This is a genomic window from Sinorhizobium mexicanum (assembly GCF_013488225.1).
GTDB classification, from domain to species: Bacteria; Pseudomonadota; Alphaproteobacteria; order Rhizobiales; family Rhizobiaceae; genus Sinorhizobium; species Sinorhizobium mexicanum.
In genome coordinates, this window is the sequence record NZ_CP041241.1 from 375930 (window position 1) to 397153 (window position 21224).

Genomic DNA, 21224 nt, shown 5'->3' on the forward strand with positions numbered 1-21224 from the left:
CCAGGGGCAGTTCCCGCTCAAAGCACGGGTTTGCTGTCGAGGACAATGATATTCTGGCCGGCCGCACCATGAGGAGGGCCGGCATTTGTGTTGCGGCCCCACAGCGCCGGGCGCTCTCTCCAGACGCGCAAGGGACGCTGCAGCGCTCTGAATTTCCGCATGTTTCCCTCGTTGGATCGCCACGATTTAAGGAACCATGCATTAGGCGTCAAAGGCGAATGATCACGGATTTGAGCTGAGTGTAGTGTGAAAGCGCGTCGGTTCCTTGCTCGCGTCCATAGCCGCTGTGCTTGAACCCGCCGCAGGGGGTCTGCACGAAGCCGCCGAAAGGATCGATGCGGCGCGCGCTTACGACATCGGCCTGGTAACAGAGATCGCTCCGGAGGATGAACTGGAGGCAGCCGTTGCGAAAGTGGCGGCGACGATCGCCAGCAACGGTCCGCTGGCAGTTCAACTGGTAAAGATGCTCGCCACTGAGGCGGCCGACATGAAGACGGCACAGGCCTTCCGGCTCTCGGAACTGGCTTGGGGCGTCCTTCGGGACAGCGAGGATCGGCGCGAAGAACGGATCGCATTCCGTGAGAAGAGAAAGCCCGTTTACGTCGGGCGTTGAACGTCGCAGCCTGCCGGACGTCGCCTCGGTGTCGGCGGGTCGCGTCAACTCAGAAGCCGTTCCCGCTCACGGTCGTAGTAACGCTCAAGCGACGGCAGTTCTGTCTTGAGCTGATCGAACAGCGGGTCATCGGCGGCAACCGCGCCGCGATACTTCGCTTCGAGAAAATGGTGATGCTGTTGGAGCGCGGCCTCGCTGGCGCCATCAGCGACCGTGAATACCGGTGAGACCTCGCTTCGGCCCTTGACGCTGATCCGGTCGATTTCGGCGGTCGGAAATCTCGCTGCCGCAAGCTTCGCCGTCCGCTCGCCGAGCAGCAGCGAGATGCCGTAGTCCTTCGACGCTCCCTCGAGGCGCGAGGCGAGATTGACCGCGTCGCCAAGTGCCGAATAGTCGAAGCGGCGGGCGGACCCCATGTTCCCGACGACGCATTCGCCCGTATTGATGCCGATGCCGATGCGCAAGGTCTTCGGCAGACGTCCTGCCGCCGTTGCTTCGGCTTCCAGTTCCGCGTTGAGGTTTCCGAGGGCGGTGAGCATGTCGCGCGCCGCCTGAACGGCGTGGACGGCGTGGTCCGGATCATCGAGCGGGGCGTTCCAGAAGGCCATCAGGCAGTCGCCGATATACTTGTCGATCGTGCCGCCCCGGTTGAGCACGGCCTCCGAAAGCGGCGTCAGCAGCCGGTTGATGAGCGTCGTCAGTCCCTCCGGATCGTCCCTCATGTCCTCCGAGATCGTCGTGAAGCCGCGAACGTCACAGAAGAGGATCGTGAGCGTGCGCCTCTCGCCGCCGAGCTTCAGCTGCGAAGGATCCTGGGCCAGCCGTTCGACGAGCGCGGGCGAGAGATACTGTGAAAAGGCACGCGTGATTTCGCGTCGCTGTCTGCGCTCCTCGGCATAGTCGAGACCCGCCTGTCCGACCGCAACGCCGAAGAAAGCCAGTCCGGGGCCGAGCGGCGAGACGAAGACGTGGCCGAGACGCATCAGGGCATAGCTTGCCAGGAAGATCAGGGTGAGGGCAGCGGCGCCGTAGCCGAGTGTCCTCCAGCTTGTCGATTTGGAGACTGCCAGAGCCGCGGCCAAGGCGGCAAGGACGATCGCCGGTATGGCGATCGTCGCCCCCGCCCGCTTGATGAACAGCCGGTGCACGAGATTGTCGTAGATCGTCGCCTGGACTTCGGCGCCGGCGACGAGCCCGCGCGAAAACACCGTGTCGGAGATGGCAAAGGCATCGACTCCGCCGGCCGCGAGCGACGGTGCATTCTGCAGACTCAGGCCGACGATGACGACGCGATCACGAAAGATGCCCTCCGGCAGGAAATTTTTGGGATCGAGCGCCTGGTAATAGGAAACGGTCGGATAGGTGCGCGCCGGGCCGAAGGTCTGGATCAGGGCTCCCGTCGGCGGCGGTGCCGGGTCTGCTCCAGCGACGGTTGCGAGCGTCAGCGCGAAGCCGTCCGCATAGGGCGGCATCTGCCTGAGCGTACCGTCGCCGCTGAGATTGACCGAGGCGATGCCCACTTTCGCGCCCGTCTCCGTGAAAAGCGGCAGCGGTTCGGTGCGGACGTACTGGTCGGCCTGCGGTGTCTCGATCACCGACTGGTCGCCGGCAAGCACGATGTCGGGCCTGAGGACCGCGGCCAGTGCCGCATCGTTTTCTGGGGCGGCGGCCGGCTCGGCGAAGATGACGTCGAGGGCAATCGCCCGCGCGCCGGCGCGCCTCAGCGATTCGATCAGGCGCGCGTGCAGGGCACGCGGCCAGGGCCATTGGCTGCCGATTTCCGACATCGACGGCTCGTCGATCGCGACAATGATCGGGCCATCTTCCGGGAGCGGCGGGCGGGCGATGATCGAGAGATAATCATAGGCGCGCAGATCGACGAGCGACCAGCTGCCCGTCAGCGAGACAAGCGAGACGAGGGCGGCGACGAAAGCAGTCAAGACGGCAAGCTTCATCCGCCGCGTGGAGCGGCGAATTCGTTCGACTGCCGCTGAAAAGCGTTGCGGAACGAGCGCTGGAGCGGGGGCGTTCATCAGAACCGCACTTTGACAGTGCCCTTGACCGTGGGCCCCCAGCCGGGAAGACCGTCGCGCACCTCGAACTCCTCGTCGAGCAGATTGAACCCGGCGAGTTCCATCTCGAACCGCTTGTCGAAGGGCTCCCATAGGAGTGAGGCGTCGAGCGTCCAGAAGTCGTCGAGCGTCGCGACACCGTCGACGCGCTCGCCCACATAATTTGCCGCCACCGTCGTCTTGATGTTCGCGGTGTTGACCCACGTCAGCGCCATCTGGCCCGAGTTTTCCGGCAGGAACGGAAGGTCGCCACCCGTCGAGAGGTCGTCGCTTTCCGTGCGGGCCACTGTAGCCGACAGGCCGAACCCGTGGCCGAGTGCGATATTGCCTGTCAATGCCACGCGATCGACTCTGGCCTTGTCGAAATCGAAGTCCACTATCGAGAATGGGAGATCAATCGAGCCGTCACGGATTTCCTGATGCTGGTAGTCAACCGCCGTGAAGAGCCAGTCGTTCCATTCGGCATCCCAGCGGAGGGCCAATGTGTCAGCATACCCGTCGGCGCCAATGAGGAACTGGTTGGGCTGAAGTCCGACGATGCCGATCGGTGCGAGCGTGGCCGCGCCGAAATTGTAGCCTTCGCGCTGGATGGCTGCGCGCAGCCAGTGTCCCTCGAACGGCGCCCACGCGACACCGAGCTTGGGCTCGAGACGGATGTTGTCGTTATTCACGTCCTCTATATAGCGGGCAAACAGCGCCCCTTCGATTTTCAGATCAGGAGTAATTTCATAGAGGCCATCGACATAGGCTTTGGCCAGCGCTTGGGTTGATGAAGAAGACGTGGATGTCGAAGGTACAAGAAGACCGAAAAAATCGAATTTGTTTGAAGACCTTACGGCACCGGCTTCGATGCCGTATCGCCAGGTCAGATCGCCAGCGCCGTAAAGATGGCTCAACGCCCCGATATAGCTTGTTTCGTCCTGCTCGCTCCTCAGTTGTGCAAGATCGGGGAGCGGGATGTCGGAGAGAACCGCTCGCGAGGTGTTAACGATCTCCTTGTCGCTGAAGAAGAATGCAGCGTTGGCGACATTTTCATATCCAAATGTGTGGCTCCACGCGACACCGGAGGTCACGCTCGAGGCGCTGTCATCGTCCAGTGAGTCACGAGGGACGATCAGAGGAGGGAACAACGTCGGGTCCGGAATGTCAAAAATACTCCGGCTTTCGTCTACCTCGGCCATATTCAGGAACGCGATGATTCTGTCGTCGGGAGATGGCGTCGCGGTAATGTAGCCATTGCCGCCGATCACGCGCAACTCACGCTCCATCTGGAGCCCGTGACCTTGATCTATCGTATCCCTCGGCTCCTCCCACTGGAACGTGCCAAAGACGCTGATCGGAAACGGGGATACGGTAAATCCTCGTACCGCAGCTTCTCCGATCCATCCGGTATCATCTTCGTTGGCGGTGAAGCCGCCACCCAACTCCGTTTCGAAGAAGGGCGAGCGCAGCAAATTGACCGTCCGTTCGCGGCTGGCGAGCATATGCGGTTCGATCAGCAGCCCCTGGATCAGCGCGGAGAAGCTGCCCGGGTTGACCGTGTTCGTGATCGCGTTGGCGGCAAAATCGAACGTGTTGAAGAACGGATTGACGCTGCCGCGCACCGCCTGGTCGACATAGCTCGCGCCGGTGAAGGGATCGAAAACAGCATCGCCGTAATATTGGCCCCAGGCATCGAGCCCCTGCAGGCGGAAGGCGTCGTTGAGCGTCGAGCCCTGCTCCTGGTTGGCGCCGAGCGCCGCCGTGTCGCCGCCTTTGGCGCGGGTGCGGCGCATCGCTTCCTGGGCATTGCGAATGGCACCGTCGGCGTCATAGGCGTCGATGGCAAGGGCGGTGCGCACTGTTGCCACGACGGGATCATTCGGATCGAGCCGGTCGGCATTGTCGAGTGCCTGGGCTGCCGGGATACGGTCACCTTTTTCGTAGTGTGCGGCAGCAAGCAGGAGCTGCGCATTGGAATAGGCAGGATTGGCGGTGGAGCCCGCAAGCAGATCCTCGACGGCCTTGTCTACGTCGCCGTTCTGCAGGTGATAGCGGCCGCGCGCCACCAGAGCGATATCGAAAGAAGGATCAACGGCAAGGGCGGTGTCGAGCTCTCGCTTTGCCTCGGCCATCCGCGTTTCGTCAAGATACTGGACGGCGAGGTTCGCGTGTGCAACGGGATCCAGCGGGTCGAGCGCGATCGCTTGCTTGAAAGCGGCCTCTGCGGCCCGGTTGTCGCCGCGCACACCCTGGACCAGACCAAGCGAATTCCAGATGGACGAGGAGCCCGGGGCAGTCTCCAGCGCCTTGTTTAGATCGGCAAGCGCGCCGTCGAGATCGTTGTCGATATGATAGCGATAGTGGGCGCGGGCCTCGAGTGCCGTCGGATCGTTCGGATCGATGGCAAGCGCCCGTTCGACGCCGTCGCGCAGCTCGTCGCGATCATCGAGCAACATGGCGAGTTGCGCGCGCGCTGCCGGCAATGTCGGATCGTCCGGATATTTCTGCTCGGCTCTTTTTATCACCTCGATTGCCGCGGGGATGTCTTCCCGGAAACCTGCGGTCCAGGCCTGCGCCATGCCGGCATAGCGGCCGCTCGCATTGCGCGGCGGTTGCTCGACGCGATTGGGGTCGGCAAGCCCGCGCGCGAAATAGCCGCCATAGGCAGCGATCGTCCGCCGGCTAGGGTCAAGGCCGCGTTCGGCCTTCGAGAACAGGCGAGCCGCCTCCTGATATTGGTTCGAGGAGCCGGCGATCAACGCCCTGATCAGGTCGGCCCGTGCAACCTGCGAACCGGAGAGACCGCGCCTGGTTGCCTCCGAAAGAGCGGCTTGGGCCTTCTGGCGGCCGTTCAGTGACAGATAGATTTCGGCAAGCGCCAGCCAGTCTTCGGTCGAGCGCGAGGCCTCCGGCGCAGCCTCGATCCGCGCGCGCTCACGCCGCATCTGCGGAACGCTGAGCGGTGTCGCCGGCATCCAGACGAAGGCGTTGCGCAGCGACAGATGGAAGAGCATCTGCTCGCGGTCTTTCGGCGTGATGATCACGATCTTCGTCGGCGCGCTGCCGATCGCCGCGACGGCGCCTTCGCCCTGCTTCACGGTCACGCTGCCATAGGCATTGCTGAGTTCGACAACGCCCTCGAGAACGACCAGCGAGGTCTTGCCATCGCCGCCGACGGTCAGCGTCCAGTCGGTGCCGCGGATGGCCGCGGTTGCGGCAGGCGTGTCGATCACCAGGCCCTTACCGCCACGCTCGGCGCGGGCCCAGATCGTGCCCGACTGCAATTCCAGGCTGGAGTCGCCCGCGCCGATCTGTTTGACGCGCAAGGCCGTGTTGCGTCCGAGCCGGATCTGCGTGTGGTCGCTGAAGAGGACGGCGAGCGCGCCTACCGCATTGGTGCGCAAGACGTCGCCGGGGAGCAGATCCTGGGCGAGATCAACGACGCGCCAGTTGGAGACGTCGACGAAGCGCACCTCCTCGCCGGTTTTGCGGGCGATAACGGATCCGGCCGCGGGCGCCTGGCGCGGAATTGGCTCGGCAAACGTCGGCCACGGCGCAAACAGCACCGTGGCGGCAAACATGACCCCCGATAAACGTCCCCTCATTGCCGAGTCCCACCCTCGTTCTTGCGAATCCAGTGGATTTTCAGGAGAAAAAAGTCAAGTTCCCTGTGATGCTGCGGCTTTTTTTATCGCTACGGTGTATTAAGAGGGAAACAGTGCGAGGGGGCAGGTTTAGATGGCGATTAGCGAAAGCGTATACAGCATAGACCTTTCGGATGAAGTATTACCGCTGGAGCTCGGACCAAGCGCGTATTACGACCACATACGGAAGATCAACGACGTCTTTTACGACCAAATAAAGATGTCGGACCAGAAGGCGGCCTATATCTTCACCTTCATGTTTGCGTTCCTTATCAGCTCGGCCGAGGGACGAAACGTGTTCACTTGGCAACGTTATTTCGGCGATGATCTATTGGCGATGGTTTTATCGGCATTGCTTGCGATCGCTTCAATCTTCTCGATCATTTCGGCGATCCTCGTCGTTCTGCCGCGAAAGAGTGCGACGTCGACGACGCTCTTCTGGGGCGGCTGGCTGTCGCATCGCGAGACGTTCCGCAAAGCCGCAGCCGCCGGCCACCCGGCCTACCTGTTCCAACAATATATCGAGAATGCGGACGCCCTTGCGTCGATCGCGTGCAGCAAATACCGCTTCGTCAATCTTGCTTTTCGGGGATTGATCGTCACGGTGCTTGCCTACGTGGCGATCCTGGCGACCGGCTGACACCAGCCTCCATCAGCGAAGAGTGCCTCTCAAGCTCATATGGCATTGTGGAAAACGTTGTTGAGTGCGGGCCGATAGCGCCTTTTCGTCTCCCGCGCTTCAGGCTTGCCTTGGAAAAGCCCAATCGGCAACTAAGGGTGCAACTCCTACCGTCTCAGCCCGTCCTGCGCTCTGTTTGCTGAAGGACCGAGCGCCAGCCACTGCTGCCGATCCCGAAAAGGAGACCATGTATGAAGAAGAGTTTTGCCGTGAGGACGTCCGCCGCGGCGTTGGTTCTCGCGGGGACGATGGCCGCCAATGCCGCCGACTTCCCAGGCTATCCGGCTCCAGCCCCGGCGCCGGCGCTGGAGCCGGATCTGCATGGTGGCGTGAAGATCGGCTATCTCGACTGCAACATCGGCGGCGGCACCGGCTACGTTCTTGGCTCGGCCAAGGAGGTCGATTGCGTCTTTCGGTCCACACTCGCGGGCGAGGCTTCGGATCACTATCAGGGCGAGATCAGGAAACTCGGCGTCGATCTCGGTTTCACCACGCGCAGCCGGCTGATCTGGGCGGTGCTGGCGCCGACCGCCGGTTATCACCGCGGATCCCTGGGCGGCATCTACCAGGGTGCATCAGCTGAAGCGACCGTCGGCGCCGGCGTCGGTGCAAATGTACTCATCGGCGGCACGTCCGGCTCGATTCATCTGCAGGCGCTCAGCGTAACCGGCCAGCTCGGGCTCAATATCGCGGCCGCCGGTACGTCGATGACGCTCAACGCCGTCAACTAGATCATTTCACGGCTTCATTGAAACGGCGACATGATCTAACTTTTTGGAACGACGCAATTCCTGACGGGAGACCGCTGCACGCTTTTGCTGGAATTGCTTGAAACCCCGTCGCTGCCGGCTTCGCCTGGCAGCGACGGGGTGTCGTATCGGTTTCGCGGGGGGGGATTGCGTGGGGGCAGTCGTTCGTTCTTGTCTATTCGCGGCTTGCGTCGCTGCATTGCCTGCTACCGCGGGCGCCGAGTGGCAGGCGGTCGAGAAGGTTCGGACCTATGCCATTTCGGGCGAAACCGGTGCCGAGCTTTATGCCTCGATCGGCGAGCGGGGACCGCAGCTGGGCCCGGTTCGTGCGATCGCGCACACGGATTTCAAGCTGACCTGGACGCGCAAATACGAGCCGCAGGGCGACGCCTGCGTCCTTTCGACGGCGAAGCCGAAGCTTACGATCACCTACATGCTGCCGAAACCCGCAAAAGCATTGCCGGCGGGTGCGCGGGAGGATTGGGAGACGTTCATCGCCGGCGTGCACAAGCACGAACGGGTGCATGGCGATTTTATCAAGGACATGGTGCGCCAGATCGAAAGCGCCTCAGTCGGCCTGACGGTGCCCGACGACCCAGCATGCCGCAAGATCAGGACCGAACTGACCAAGCGCCTCGGCGCATTTTCGCTGGCGCAGCGGCAGCGCAGCCGGGATTTCGACCGGGTGGAGATGAGCGACGGCGGCAACGTTCACCAGCTTATCCTGAAGCTGGTGAACGGCAGCAGCATCGTGGCTCAACCGTAACGGACGAGAAATTCCTCGGCGGTCAGATGGCGGAAGTCATCGAGTGCGCGCCGCAGCTTGGCATGGTCCCAATCCCACCAGGCAAGGCGATCCATGCGCCGGCTGATCTCGGCCGTGAACCGCTCACGGATGAGTTTTGCCGGAACGCCGCCGACGATCGTATAGGAGGCGACGTCCTTGGAGACGACGGCGCCGGCGCCGATCACCGCGCCGTTACCGACGGTCACCCCCGGCAGGATCGTCGCGCCGTGGCCGATCCAGACATCGTGGCCGATCGTCACCCGGTTCTGCCGCCGCCAGGCGAAGAGATCGTGATCGAGGTCGGCATCGTCCCAGTAGTTCGGCGCGCGATAGGTGAAATGGTGCAGCGTCGCTCGCCAGGTCGGATGGTTGGTGGCGTTGATACGCACCGAGGCGGCGATGTTGACGAACTTGCCGATCGTCGCGCACCAGATCGAGCCGTCCTGCATGATGTAGGAATAGTCGCCGAACTCGACCTCGTCGAGACGGGAGCGCTCCTGGACTTCGGTGTAGCGGCCGAGTGTCGAATTCCTGACGCTCGCGGTTGGATGAATAAAAGGTTCGATCCCGAGTTTCTGACTCATGCCGCCTGTTTCCTCGGCGAGAATTCGGAGACGTCGAGGATGCGGTCGGCGACCGCGTCGCGCACTTCCTCATCGTGGAAGATGCCGATCAGCGCCGTGCCTTCAGCTTTCTTCTTGGCGATCATCTCGACGACGACCGCGCGGTTCTTTGCGTCGAGCGAGGCGGTCGGTTCGTCGAGCAGCAGGATCCTGTGATCGGTGATGAAGCCGCGGGCGATGTTGACCCGCTGCTGCTCGCCGCCGGAAAAGGTGGCCGGCGGCAGCGACCAGAGTTCGGTCGGCAGGTTGAGCTTCGCAAGCAGTTCCGCCGCCCGGTCCCGCGCCTCCGCGACAGCAACGCCGCGCGCTTGTAAGGGTTCAGCGACGATGTCGAGGGCGGAGACGCGTGGCACGACGCGCAGGAACTGGCTGACATAGCCGAGCGTCGTGCGCCGCACTTCGAGCACGGTGCGCGGCTCTGCCGTCGCAAGGTTCACCAACCGGCCGTCATGCTCCATCAGGATCTGGCCTTCGTCGACGCCGTAATTGCCGTAGAGCATCTTGAGGATCGAGCTCTTGCCGACGCCCGAGGGGCCGCCGAGCACGACGCATTCGCCAGCCTTGACCGAGAAGGAGACATTGGCGACCACCGGCAGGCGGACGCCATCACGCAAGTGCATGGTGAAGCTCTTGGCGACTTCTGAAACAACGAGTGGAGTGGCCATGACTGTTACTTTCCTTTGCGCATGATCTTGTCCGAAAATCGGATTCCACTTTTCGGGATCATGCGTCACACCTGGAGAATCGAGGAAACGAGAAGCTGGGTGTAGGGCTCGCGCGGATCGTCGAGCACCCGGTCGGTGAGCCCCTGTTCGATGACGGCGCCGTCCTTCATCACCATCATCCGGTGCGACAGGAGGCGCGCCACGGCGAGGTCATGGGTCACGATGATCGCCGCGAGACCGAGATCGTGGACGAGCCCGCGCACGAGATCGAGCAGGCGTGCCTGCACCGAGACGTCGAGGCCGCCGGTCGGCTCGTCCATGAAGACGAGGCGAGGGGAGGTGACGAGATTGCGGGCGATCTGCAGGCGCTGGCGCATGCCGCCGGAAAAGGCGCGCGGCTGGTCGTCGATCCGGTCCTCGTCGATTTCGACGCGGGTAAGCCAATCCTTTGCCGTGGCGCGGATGTTGCCGTAGTGCCGGTCGCCGACGGCCATCAGGCGCTCGCCGACGTTGGCGCCGGCCGAAACCGTCATCCGGAGCCCGTCTGCCGGGTTCTGGTGAACGAAGCCCCAATCTGTGCGCATCAGGAAGCGCCGCTCCGCCTCGCCCATGCGGGCGAGATCGCGGTATTGTCCGTCACGCATATGGTATTCGACGATCCCGGAGGTCGGCATCAGCCGTGTCGAGAGGCAGGACAGAAGGGTCGTCTTGCCGGACCCGGATTCGCCGACGATCGCCAGCACCTCTCCCGGGTAGAGCTCGAAGGAGACGTTCCGGCATCCGATGCGGCTGCCGTAGAACTTCGAGACGTCGTTGACTTTCAGAAGCGGAACGGCGCTCATTCTGCGGCCTCCTGGCTTTCTTGCGTTGGGCGGGCGAGCATGTGTCCGGCATGGCCATGCGCGCGCCGGTCTTCGCAATGGTCGGTATCGGAGCAGACGAACATGCGTCCGCCCTTGTCGTCGAGCACCACTTCGTCGAGATAGACATTCTCGGCGCCGCAGAGCGCGCAGGGCTTGTCGAATTTCTGGATCTCGAAGGGGTGGTCTTCGAAGTCGAGGCTGACAACGTCCGTATAGGGCGGCACCGCGTAGATGCGCTTTTCCCGGCCGGCGCCGAAGAGCTGCAGCGCTTCCGACATATGCATCTTCGGATTATCGAATTTCGGCGTCGGCGAGGGATCCATGACGTAGCGGCCCTCGACCTTGACCGGATAGGCATAGGTCGTGGCGATATGGCCGTTGCGGGCGATATCCTCATATAGCTTCACATGCATGAGGCCGTATTCCTCGAGCGCATGCATCTTGCGCGTCTCGGTCTCGCGCGGCTCCAGGAAGCGGAGCGGTTCTGGGATCGGCACCTGATAGACCAGCGTCTGGCCTTCCCTCAGCGTCTCCTCGGGAATGCGGTGGCGGGTCTGGATGATCGTCGCGTCCTTCGTCTTCGTGGTGACGGCGACATCGGCGACCTTCTGGAAGAAGGCGCGGATCGAGACGGCATTGGTCGTGTCGTCGGCGCCCTGGTCGATGACCTTCAACACGTCGTCGGGCCCAAGGATCGAAGCGGTCACCTGTACCCCGCCCGTGCCCCAGCCATAGGGCATCGGCATTTCGCGCGAGGCGAAGGGCACCTGGTAGCCGGGAATGGCGACCGCTTTCAGGATCGCCCGGCGGATCATCCGCTTCGTCTGTTCGTCGAGATAGGCGAAATTATAGGTGGCAAGGTCGTTCATTCGGCGGCCTCCTTCATGCCGTCCTCGCCGCCGGCGCGGGCGGCCTCGTATTCGCGGCGCATGCGCCGCACCAGATCGAGCTCCGCCTGGAAGTCGACGTAATGCGGCAGCTTCAGATGCTCTACGAAGCCGGTCGCCTGGACGTTGTCCGCATGCGAGATGACGAACTCCTGATCCTGGGCGGGGGCGACGATATCCTCGCTGAACTCGTCGGTGCGAAGCGCCCGGTCGACAAGCGACATCGACATGGCCTTGCGCTCGCTCTGGCCGAAGACGAGGCCATAGCCACGGGTGAACTGCGGCGGCTGTTTGGCCGAGCCCTTGAACTGGTTGACCATCTGGCACTCGGTGACGCGGATCAGCCCGAGTGAGACGGCGAAGCCAAGCTCCGGCAGGTCGAGCTCGACCTCCACCTCGCCGATCCGGACTTCGCCGACGAAGGGGTGGGTGCGGCCGTAGCCGCGCTGCGTGGAATAGGCGAGCGCCAGCAGGAAGCCCTCGTCGCCACGGGCAAGCGCCTGCAGGCGAAGGTCGCGCGCCATCGGGAACTCCATCGGCTCGCGCGTGAGGTCGCCCATCACATGGCCTTCCGGCATCCGGCCGTCGCCCTCGATGAGGCCTTCACCATCGAGAATGTCGGAAACACGCATGACGTGCTCGCCGGGCTCCTTGGCCGCCGGCTCCGCGACCGCCTCGTCTGCGATAAGCGAGGGGTCGAGCAGGCGGTGGGTGTAGTCGAAGGTGGGGCCAAGAAGCTGGCCGCCCGGCAGGTCCTTGTAGGTTGCCGAGACGCGGCGCTCGACCTTCATCGTCGCCGTATCGACCGGCTCGGAATAGCCGAACCGCGGCAGCGTCGTGCGGTAGGCCCGCAGGATGAAGATCGCCTCGATCATGTCGCCGCGCGCCTGGCGCACGGCAAGCGCCGCAAGCGCCGGGTCATAAAGCGAGGCCTCGGCCATCACGCGGTCGACGGCGAGCCCGAGCTGTTCAACCACCTGCTCGATGGTGATCGAGGGCAGCGAGCGGTCGCCGCGGCGGCGATCGGCGAGCAGGCGATGGGCATTGGCAATGGCGGCTTCCCCGCCCTTGACGGCTACATACATGATTATGCCTCCCTGGCGGAGAGTTTGGTCGTACGCGGCAGGCAAAGCACCGCGTCACCCGCCGTCAGCATCAGGTCGATACCGCGCGGGAAAATCGCCCTGTTCGCCGTCCAGAACTCGAGGAAGGGGTCGGGAAGGCCTGTGGGCGCGATGATGGTTTCGTCCTTGATTCCCGGTCCCCTGGCGATAAGCGGTTGTCCACCCGTGAGTGCCTCGACCTCGATCACCAGCGTTGTCGAGCGATCGGGATATTCCTGCGTGCCGAGTGCGAACTGGTCGAAACTCGGCACCGCGCCGCGCCTCTCGATGAAGGCGAAGCGGGCGTCATCCTTCGTTTCGGTCACCGGCGCACCGGTATGGAAGGCGATCCATTGCGGCACGGCGGACTTTGCGAGCGCTGGGGAGAGCCAGACCGGTGTATCGTGGTCGCAGAGCGTCAGCGCGACGGCGCCGCTTGCCTTGCCGAGGGGCAAGGGCGGCGAGGCAAGCGCCGCGAGGCTGGCAACGGTGCCCGGGCGGGCGAGACCATCCATCAGAACACGGAACACGGATTGCGCCTGGAATACCGGGTCGGCGAAAGCACCGGCGTAGATTTGCGATTGTGCGGCCATCAGTCGTCTCCCCGGACCATGGTGAAGAAATCGACGCGGGTTGCGGCAGTCTCTTCCGCCTTTCGACGGTCTTCGGCATCGATGCGGGCGGCGATCAGCCGGTGCAGCGCTTCGATCGCGGAGCGATACCTCTCGGTCTGGAAGAGCGCATCGAAGATCGCGGCCAAGCGGGCCCGTTCCTTGTCGGTGCCAAGCATCTGTCCGTGGCCGATCTCGCCGCTGGCGAGCCTGACCGTAGCGCGCGACACGGTTGCCTCGCCGAGATTGAAGGCGTCGCCGCCGCCGCCGATCCGGCCGCGCACCATGACGAGCCCCGTTTCCGGGCCGCGTACCGGCGCGACGTCCGGCCTGTCGGTGATCGCCTCCCAGGCGCCGACAAGTTCCGCGAGTGTGGCGCGGGCGAGAAGCCGCATGCCTTCCCGGCGTTCTGGGGCTGCGTCCGGCAGCGCCTCGTGTTTCTGCGTTGCGTCCATCTATCACTCCAAAATGTCTATTGATCTAGACAACTATACATCTTATATCCTTCCTTAACGTTCGCAAATGACAGGCTTGTGACATTGGCGAAGAAAATGGGGCGAGAACTCGGGACAAGAAAATGGCGTTGAAGAAAGTGGTCGAACGGCAGACCGGCGTGGCGCTCTGGCGGCAGATCGCCGACCGCATCCGGCTTTCGATCAGCAATGGCGACTATGACGCGACCGGCATGGTGCCGCCGGAGACGGTGCTGGCGCAGGAGTTCGGCGTCAACCGCCACACGGTCAGGAGCGCTTTGGCGGCGCTTGGCGAGGAAGGCCTTGTCCACGCAGTTCAGGGGCGGGGCACCATGATCACGCGCAAGGACCGCGTCAGCTATCCGATCTCGCGGCGCACCCGCTTTTCGCAGGGGCTCGGCCGGCAGGTCAAGGAGATCGGTACGCGGCTGCTTGGCCATGCGGAAGTGCCGGCGAGCGGCGAGATCGCGGCGGCCCTTGCGGTTTCTCCCGGCTCTCCGCTTACGGAATTGCGGACGGTCAGCAGCGGCGACGGCCGGCCGCTCTCCATGTCGTTCAGCTATTTTCCGGTAGATCGTTTTCCGCGGATGGCCGAGGAATATTCCCGGCTCGGCTCCATCACCAAGGCCCTTGCCGCGCAGGGGCTCGATGACTATGTCCGCGTTTCGACCGAAATCGTCGCGCGGCATGCCGATGCGGACGAGCTTTCACAGTTGAAGCTATCGCCCGGCGCGATCGTGATGGAAGCGCAATCGGTGAACGTCGATCTGGACGGCAAGCCCGTCGAATTTTCGCGCACGCGCTTTGCGGCCGACCGGATGAAGCTCAGGATCGAGACATAGAGCGACAACTTCGGTTGAACCGGCAGGGCGACTGGCTCCATGGGAGCGCCCCTCATCCGCCTGCCGGCACCTTCTCTGCCGCAGGCGGAGGAGAAGGTACCCCGCGGCGACGCTCTGCCCCAGAGTTCCGCGTCGAATTCGTCGCTTTCTTTCATTCGATTGCGCCGTCCGAATAAGGCGATGCGCCGCATTTCCGACGCGTTTTTGCCGCATCTACTAAACTGCTTTTATGCATGTCGTTGTCCCAAAACCGCTGCACACATTTTTGGGCGATATGCATTAGGCTTCGCATCAGGATCCACGCATTGACTTCTCTGGGGGAGAATAAAAATGGCGACGTGGCGACCCGATCCTTCCTTCTATCCATCACCCCGTATGGCCGCAAAGGCCCCCAAGGAAACCATCGCCTATGTGGCGGCCTTCGATCCCGACCGACAGCGACCGGATGCGATCGCGGTGGTCGACGTCGAGCCGACCTCCACGAGCTATTCTCAGATCGTCGGGCAGGTCGACATGCCGAACGTCGGCGACGAACTGCATCACTTCGGCTGGAATGCCTGTTCGTCCTGCCTTTGCCCCAATGCGCCGCATCCTCATGTCGAGCGCCGCTATCTGGTCGTGCCGGGGCTGAGGTCGTCGCGGCTTCATATTCTCGACACCAAGCCGGATCCCAAAAATCCGCGGATCGTCCGCGTGATCGATCCGGCGGAAATCGCCGAGAAGGCAAACTATTCCCGGCTGCACACCATCCATTGCGGACCGGAGGGCATCTATGTCAACGCGCTTGCCGACCGCGACGGCAACGCTCCCGGTGGCATCTTCCTGCTCGACCACGACAGCTTCGACGTGCTCGGGCAATGGGAGATGGATCGTGGCCCGCAGAAGCTCGCCTATGATTTCTGGTGGCACCTCGGCCACGACACGATGATCACCAGCGAGTGGGGAACCCCGGAAAACTTCGAAAACGGCCTGGTTCCGGAAGTACTGCTCGGCTCGAAATATGGCCACAGGCTGCATTTCTGGGATCTCAACAAGCGCAAGCACGTGCAGGAGATCGATCTCGGCGAAGAGCACCAGCTCATCTTCGAATTGCGTCCAGCCCATGATCCGACCAAGGCCCATGGTTTCGTTGGCTGCGTCATCAGTCTCAAGGATCTCTCCGCCTCGATTTGGACATGGTATCGAGACGGCGACCAGTGGGCGGTGAAGAAAGTGATCGAGATTCCGGCCGAGCCGGCCGACCCGGACCTCCTGCCACCGGTGCTCAAGGGCTTCAAGGCGGTCGCTCCGCTCGTGACCGACATCGATCTCTCGATGGACGACCGGTTCCTCTATGTTTCCTGCTGGGGAACCGGCGACATGATCCAGTACGACGTTTCGGACCCCCTTGCGCCGAAGGAGACCGGCCGCGTCAGGATCGGCGGGATCGTTTCCCGCGCAACGCATCCGAAGGCGTCGAACGGCGCGCTCAATGGCGGACCGCAGATGGTGGAAATCAGCCGCGACGGCAAGCGCGTATATTTCACCAACTCGCTCTACGGCGCGATCGACCCGCAATTCTATCCGGACGGCATCGACGGATGGATGGTGAAGCTGGACGTCGGCGACAATGGCGGAATTTCCTTCGACGAGAGCTTTTTCGTCGATTGGCCGAAGGGTCATCGCCCGCATCAGGTGCGCCTGGAAGGTGGCGACTGCTCGTCCGACTCATATTGCTATCCGTGAGGGGTGTGGGATCGTGCCCCGCCAGTACGGATGACTGATTTCTGGCCGTGGCTTTCCCTTGCCGGCCTTGGCGCCTTCCACGGCGTCAACCCTGCGATGGGTTGGCTGTTTGCCGTGGCGCTGGGGCTCCATCGACAAAGTTCGCGGATCGTCTGGCTGTCGCTGCTGCCCATTGCCGCCGGGCATGCAGCCGCCATCGCGGTCGTGCTGGCGGCCTTTATTGCCTTTGGCACGGTCGTTGACCTGCGGAGCCTCAAGTTCTTGGCGGCCGCGCTCATTCTCGGGCTCGCCGGCTACTACGCCTTCTATGGGCACCGCCACCGGGTCCGGGTCGGCATGCGAACCGGAATGGCCGGCCTTGCACTCTGGTCATTCCTGATGGCGACGGGGCATGGCGCGGGGCTGATGCTGGTGCCTGCCGTGTTGGGCCTCTGCCTTGCGGACCAATCAGCCACCATCCCTCTCGGCAGTTCGCTGCCGATCTCGCTGGCGGCTATCGCACTCCATACCGCGGCGACGCTCGCGGTCACCACCGCGGTTTCCTTGATCGTCGTCGAATGGCTCGGTCTTGCGGTCCTGCGCTCGGCATGGATCAACTTCGACCTTATCTGGACGCTGGCGCTGGTCGTGACCGGCGTCATTCTTGTCGTGGCTTGAGGCGCCGGTCAGATGTTCCGGCGCTTGCCCTCGATCAGATCGAGCACTGCCCGCGCGGCGTCGAGCACGTGCGTGCCGGGACCGAAGACGGCGGCGACGCCGTTGTCCATCAGGTATTGATAATCCTGTCGCGGAATAACGCCGCCGCAGACGACGATGATGTCCTTGCCACCGCGCTTCTTCAGCGCCTCGGCCAATTGGGGCATCAGTGTCTTGTGGCCGGCGGCAAGCGAGGAGACGCCGATAACGGTAACCTCTTCGGCGAGCGCCAGGTCGGCGGCTTCTTCCGGCGTCTGGAACAGCGGGCCGGCGACGACATTGAAGCCGATGTCACCGAAGGCCGAGGCGATCACCTTGGCGCCCCGATCGTGCCCGTCCTGGCCGAGCTTGGCCACCATGATCTTCGGCTTGTGGCCAAGCCGCCTGGTGACCTCGTCGAGACGCCCGGCGAGCACGCCGAGCTCGGGATCGCTTTCATAGGCCTTTCCGTAGATGTCGGTGACGACTTCCGGGACCGCGGTGTAGTCGCCGAAGGCCTGCCGCATCGCTTCGGAGATCTCGCCGACGGTGGCACGCGCCCGCGCGGCTTCGATCGCGGCCGCGAGCAGATTACCCTCGCCACTTCGTGCCACTTCGGTCAGTGCCTCTAGCGTTTCCTTGACCTTCTGCGAGTCGCGCCGGCGTTTGGTCTCCTCGATGCGCTTGATCTGCGCCGCCCGGACGGCGGTGTTGTCGATCTCGAGGATATCGATAGGCTCTTCGTTTTCGCGCCGATACTTGTTGACGCCGACGATAACCTCGTCGCCCTTGTCGACCGCCGCCTGGCGTCGGATCGCAGCCTCCTCGATCAGCCGCTTCGGCAGGCCGCTTGCCACAGCCTTGGTCATTCCGCCCAGCGCTTCCACCTCCTCCATCAACGCCCAGGCCTTTTCCGCGAGATCGCGGGTCAGCGCCTCGACGTAATAGGAGCCGGCGAGCGGATCGACCACCTTGGTCACGCCGGTCTCATGCTGGAGGATCAGTTGCGTGTTGCGGGCGATGCGCGCGGAGAACTCGGTCGGCAGCGCCATCGCCTCGTCGAAGGAATTGGTGTGCAGCGACTGCGTGCCGCCGAGCACCGCCGACATCGCTTCGAAGGCGGTGCGGATGATGTTGTTGTAGGGGTCCTGCTCGGCAAGCGACACCCCGGACGTCTGGCAATGGGTGCGCAGCATCAGGGAGGACTGCTTTTTCGGGCGGAAGTCTTCCATAATCTTCGCCCAGAGGAAGCGCGCGGCGCGTAGCTTGGCGGCCTCCATGAAGAAGTTCATGCCGATGGCGAAGAAGAACGAGAGCCGGCCGGCGAAGTCATCGACATTCAAGCCCTTGGCAATTGCCGCGCGAACGTATTCGCGCCCGTCGGCAAGGGTGAAGGCCAACTCCTGCACCAGCGTCGCGCCGGCCTCCTGCATGTGGTAGCCGGAAATCGAGATCGAGTTGAAGCGTGGCATATCTTTCGCCGTGTAGGCGATGATGTCGGCGACGATCCGCATCGACGGCTCGGGCGGGTAGATGTAGGTGTTGCGGACCATGAACTCCTTGAGGATGTCGTTCTGAATGGTCCCGGAGAGCTCCCGCCGCGGCACGCCCTGCTCCTCGCCGGCGACGATGAAGGAAGCGAGAATCGGGATCACCGCGCCGTTCATCGTCATCGAGACCGAGATCTTGTCGAGCGGAATGCCGTCGAACAGGATCTTCATGTCCTCGACGCTATCGATCGCCACGCCGGCCTTGCCGACGTCGCCGACGACGCGCGGATGATCTGAATCGTAGCCGCGGTGGGTGGCGAGGTCGAAGGCGACGGAAACGCCCTGCTGGCCGGCGGCGAGCGCCTTGCGGTAAAAGGCGTTGGAGGCCTCGGCGGTGGAGAAGCCGGCATATTGCCGGATGGTCCATGGCCGGCCGACGTACATCGTGGCGCGTGGCCCGCGCGTGAACGGCGCGAAGCCCGGCAGCGTGCCGAGATGGTCGACGCCCTGCATGTCCTCGGCCGTATAGATTGGCTTGACCGGAATGCCCTCCGGGGTGTGCCAGACGAGATCTTCCAGCGGCACCTTAACTTCGCGTTCGGCGAGCGTGGCCCAGTCTTTCAGCGGATTGGTATTTTGGGGACCGTTGTCATTGTCAGGCATTGGCTTTCCGCTCCTTCTCACCGGTGGGCGCAAACGATGATCGCGCGTTGGAGGGCATCACTCGAACTCCATGATCAGCTCGTCCACCGCGAGGCTCGCTCCGGCGACAATTGCCACGCGCTTGACCGTTGCTCGCTTCTCAGCCCGGAGGATGTTTTCCATCTTCATCGCCTCGACGACGGCGATTGCCTGTCCGGCCTCGACCGTGTCGCCCTCCTTGACGGCGATCAAGGTCACGACGCCTGGCATCGGGCAGAGCAGCATCTTCGACGTGTCCGGCGGCAGCTTCTTCGGCATCAGCCGCGCAAGTTCGGCAACGCGCGGGGTTCTGACGCGCACGATCACGTCGATGCCGCGCCAGCGCAGCCGGATCCCGGTGCCGACGAGATCGACCTTCACGCCCATAGGCCAATTGTCGATGTTGAAGGTGGCAAGCGTGCGGCCGGGCGTCCAGTCGGTCGCGACCGTCACCGCTCTCTCGTCGGCAAAGCGAACGAAGGCGCCATCGGCCGAGGCGCCGGCCGTGACGGCAAAGTGGCGATCACCAAGGCTTGCCACCCAGTCGTGACCAACGACGCGGCGGTGGTTGCCGATCGTGCCCGAGATCTGGCTTGCGCGCTCCTGTAGCGCCTGGTTGATCGCGACCGCGACGGCCGCAAGCTTGCGTGCATCCGCCTCGTCCGGGACGACGCCCTGGAAGCCGTCGGTAAATTCCTCGGCGATATAGGCGGTGGTCAGCCGCCCTTCGCGGAAGCGCCGCTGCTGCATGACCGCGGAAAGGAACGGGAGGTTGTGCCCTATGCCCTCGACCTCGAAATCGTCGAGTGCGCTCGCCATCGCCTCGACGGCCGTGGCGCGATCCGGCCCCCAGGTGCAGAGCTTGGCGATCATCGGGTCGTAATACATCGAGATTTCGCCGCCCTCGAAGACGCCGGTGTCGTTGCGGATGACGGTCCCGTCGTCCCGCCTTCCTTCCTCGGGCGGGCGGTAGCGCGTCAGCCGGCCGATCGAAGGCAGGAAGTTGCGGTAGGGGTCCTCCGCGTAGAGCCGGCTTTCGATCGCCCAGCCGTCGAGCTTCACGTCTTTCTGGCTGAAGGCGAGTTCCTCGCCGGCGGCGACGCGGATCATCTGCTCGACGAGGTCGAGCCCGGTGATGAGTTCCGTCACCGGATGCTCCACCTGCAAACGGGTATTCATCTCGAGGAAGTAGAAGTTGCGTTCGCCGTCGACGATGAATTCGACCGTACCGGCGGAGTGATAGCCGACGGCTTTGGCGAGCGCGACCGCCTGCTCGCCCATGGCGCGCCGCGTCTTCTCGTCGAGGAACGGGGACGGGGCTTCTTCGATGACCTTCTGGTTACGGCGCTGGATCGAGCATTCGCGCTCGCCGAGATAGAGCGTGTTGCCGTGTTTGTCGCCGAGCACCTGGATTTCGATGTGGCGGGGCTCGGTCACGAATTTTTCGATGAAGATGCGGTCGTCGCCGAAGGAGCTTTTCGCCTCGTTCTTTGACGACTGGAAGCCTTCGCGCGCCTCGATGTCGTTCCAGGCGATCCGCATGCCCTTGCCGCCGCCGCCGGCCGACGCCTTGATCATCACCGGATAGCCGATGGCGGTGGAAATCCGGACGGCTTCCTCGGCGTCCTCGATCAGGCCCATATGACCGGGAACGGTCGAAACATCGGCTTCTGCGGCAATCTTCTTCGAGGTGATCTTGTCGCCCATCGCCTGGATGGCACCGACCGGCGGCCCGATGAAGACGATGCCCTCCTTCTCCAGCGCTTCGGCAAAGGCGGCGTTTTCCGAAAGGAAGCCGTAGCCCGGATGCACGGCATCGGCGCCGGTCTTGCGGATCGCGTCGAGGATCTTGTCGATGACAATATAGGACTGGCTGGAGGGCGAGGCGCCGATGTATACCGCTTCATCCGCCATGCGGACATGCATGGCGTCGCGATCGGCATCGGAGTAGACGGCGACGGTCGCAATGCCGAGCCTCTTGGCGGTGCGGATGACGCGGCAGGCGATTTCGCCACGATTGGCGATGAGGATTTTCTTGAACATACGTTTCTCTTTGAATC

19 protein-coding genes and 1 pseudogene are annotated in these 21224 nt (G+C 63.3%); 7 read left to right on the top strand and 13 right to left on the bottom strand.

The window, feature by feature from the left end; genetic code table 11:
- Positions 1-17 precede the first annotated feature (17 nt).
- Together FKV68_RS25925 and FKV68_RS25930 are read right to left on the bottom strand one after the other, a co-directional pair.
- Positions 18-161 (bottom strand): hypothetical protein, encoded by a 144-nt coding sequence (locus FKV68_RS25925; protein ID WP_180943392.1) that lies wholly within the window; start codon positions 159-161, stop codon positions 18-20.
- A gap of 47 nt (positions 162-208) precedes the next feature.
- Positions 209-325 (bottom strand): annotated as a pseudogene (locus FKV68_RS25930) (aldehyde dehydrogenase family protein); the annotation flags it as partial.
- Between FKV68_RS25930 and FKV68_RS33400 the strand changes: the two are divergent.
- The gene (locus FKV68_RS33400; RefSeq protein WP_246452775.1) at positions 287-613 is read left to right on the top strand and encodes an enoyl-CoA hydratase/isomerase family protein; all 327 of its coding nucleotides are present in this window, start codon (positions 287-289) and stop codon (positions 611-613) included. The pseudogene FKV68_RS25930 and the gene FKV68_RS33400 sit on opposite strands and share 39 nt — an antisense overlap.
- Before the next feature lie 44 nt (positions 614-657).
- On the opposite strand, the gene FKV68_RS25935 is transcribed toward FKV68_RS33400, so the two are convergent.
- Entirely contained in the window at positions 658-2646 is a 1989-nt protein-coding gene (locus FKV68_RS25935) for a CHASE2 domain-containing protein (protein WP_180943393.1), read from the bottom strand.
- Positions 2646-6272, bottom strand: coding sequence for a FecR domain-containing protein (locus tag FKV68_RS25940; RefSeq protein ID WP_180943394.1), 3627 nt, complete (start codon positions 6270-6272; stop codon positions 2646-2648). The genes FKV68_RS25935 and FKV68_RS25940 overlap by 1 nt, the downstream gene beginning before the upstream one ends.
- A 133-nt stretch (positions 6273-6405) precedes the next feature.
- Here FKV68_RS25940 and FKV68_RS25945 point away from each other — a divergent pair, with 133 nt between their 5' ends.
- From FKV68_RS25945 to FKV68_RS25955, 3 genes are all read left to right on the top strand, one after another.
- Positions 6406-6951, top strand: coding sequence for a Pycsar system effector family protein (locus FKV68_RS25945; protein WP_180943395.1), 546 nt, complete (start codon positions 6406-6408; stop codon positions 6949-6951).
- 230 nt (positions 6952-7181) lie between these two features.
- The gene (locus FKV68_RS25950; protein ID WP_180943396.1) at positions 7182-7721 is read left to right on the top strand and encodes a DUF992 domain-containing protein; all 540 of its coding nucleotides are present in this window, start codon (positions 7182-7184) and stop codon (positions 7719-7721) included.
- A gap of 169 nt (positions 7722-7890) precedes the next feature.
- Positions 7891-8505 carry a DUF922 domain-containing Zn-dependent protease gene (locus FKV68_RS25955; protein ID WP_180943397.1) on the top strand — a complete coding sequence of 205 codons (615 nt, stop codon included), beginning with the start codon at positions 7891-7893 and terminating at the stop codon, positions 8503-8505.
- On the opposite strand, the gene FKV68_RS25960 is transcribed toward FKV68_RS25955, so the two are convergent.
- The 7 genes from FKV68_RS25960 to phnG all read right to left on the bottom strand — a co-directional run bounded on the left by FKV68_RS25960 (position 8496) and on the right by phnG (position 13733).
- Positions 8496-9110 (bottom strand): DapH/DapD/GlmU-related protein, encoded by a 615-nt coding sequence (locus tag FKV68_RS25960; protein ID WP_180943398.1) that lies wholly within the window; start codon positions 9108-9110, stop codon positions 8496-8498. The two genes, FKV68_RS25955 and FKV68_RS25960, sit on opposite strands and share 10 nt — an antisense overlap.
- The gene (gene phnL, locus FKV68_RS25965; protein ID WP_180943399.1) at positions 9107-9814 is read right to left on the bottom strand and encodes a phosphonate C-P lyase system protein PhnL; all 708 of its coding nucleotides are present in this window, start codon (positions 9812-9814) and stop codon (positions 9107-9109) included. Before phnL ends, FKV68_RS25960 begins: the two co-directional genes overlap by 4 nt.
- 65 nt (positions 9815-9879) lie before the next feature.
- Complete coding sequence (phnK, locus tag FKV68_RS25970; RefSeq protein ID WP_180943400.1) at positions 9880-10656, bottom strand: phosphonate C-P lyase system protein PhnK; 777 nt, start codon at positions 10654-10656, stop codon at positions 9880-9882.
- The gene (locus tag FKV68_RS25975) at positions 10653-11546 is read right to left on the bottom strand and encodes an alpha-D-ribose 1-methylphosphonate 5-phosphate C-P-lyase PhnJ (protein ID WP_180943401.1); all 894 of its coding nucleotides are present in this window, start codon (positions 11544-11546) and stop codon (positions 10653-10655) included. Before FKV68_RS25975 ends, phnK begins: the two co-directional genes overlap by 4 nt.
- Positions 11543-12649, bottom strand: a complete 1107-nt coding sequence (locus FKV68_RS25980; RefSeq protein ID WP_180943402.1) for a carbon-phosphorus lyase complex subunit — start codon at positions 12647-12649, stop codon at positions 11543-11545. The genes FKV68_RS25975 and FKV68_RS25980 overlap by 4 nt, the downstream gene beginning before the upstream one ends.
- 2 nt (positions 12650-12651) lie before the next feature.
- A complete protein-coding gene (gene phnH / locus FKV68_RS25985) occupies positions 12652-13260 on the bottom strand; it encodes a phosphonate C-P lyase system protein PhnH (RefSeq protein ID WP_180943403.1) in 609 nt (202 codons plus the stop codon).
- Entirely contained in the window at positions 13260-13733 is a 474-nt protein-coding gene (phnG, locus tag FKV68_RS25990) for a phosphonate C-P lyase system protein PhnG (protein WP_180943404.1), read from the bottom strand. Before phnG ends, phnH begins: the two co-directional genes overlap by 1 nt.
- Before the next feature lie 122 nt (positions 13734-13855).
- On the opposite strand from phnG, the gene phnF reads away from it, so the two are divergent.
- The 3 genes from phnF (at position 13856) to FKV68_RS26005 (ending at position 16975) form a co-directional block, all read left to right on the top strand.
- Entirely contained in the window at positions 13856-14593 is a 738-nt protein-coding gene (gene phnF, locus FKV68_RS25995; RefSeq protein WP_180943405.1) for a phosphonate metabolism transcriptional regulator PhnF, read from the top strand.
- 330 nt (positions 14594-14923) lie between these two features.
- Positions 14924-16318 carry a selenium-binding family protein gene (locus FKV68_RS26000; protein WP_180943406.1) on the top strand — a complete coding sequence of 465 codons (1395 nt, stop codon included), beginning with the start codon at positions 14924-14926 and terminating at the stop codon, positions 16316-16318.
- 30 nt (positions 16319-16348) lie between these two features.
- Entirely contained in the window at positions 16349-16975 is a 627-nt protein-coding gene (locus FKV68_RS26005) for a hypothetical protein (RefSeq protein WP_180943407.1), read from the top strand.
- Between the two features lie 8 nt (positions 16976-16983).
- On the opposite strand, the gene scpA is transcribed toward FKV68_RS26005, so the two are convergent.
- Together scpA and FKV68_RS26015 are read right to left on the bottom strand one after the other, a co-directional pair.
- Entirely contained in the window at positions 16984-19146 is a 2163-nt protein-coding gene (gene scpA / locus FKV68_RS26010) for a methylmalonyl-CoA mutase (RefSeq protein ID WP_180943408.1), read from the bottom strand.
- A gap of 57 nt (positions 19147-19203) precedes the next feature.
- Positions 19204-21207: an acetyl-CoA carboxylase biotin carboxylase subunit gene (locus FKV68_RS26015; RefSeq protein WP_180943409.1), complete on the bottom strand. Its 2004-nt coding sequence runs from the start codon at positions 21205-21207 to the stop codon at positions 19204-19206.
- Positions 21208-21224 lie beyond the last annotated feature (17 nt).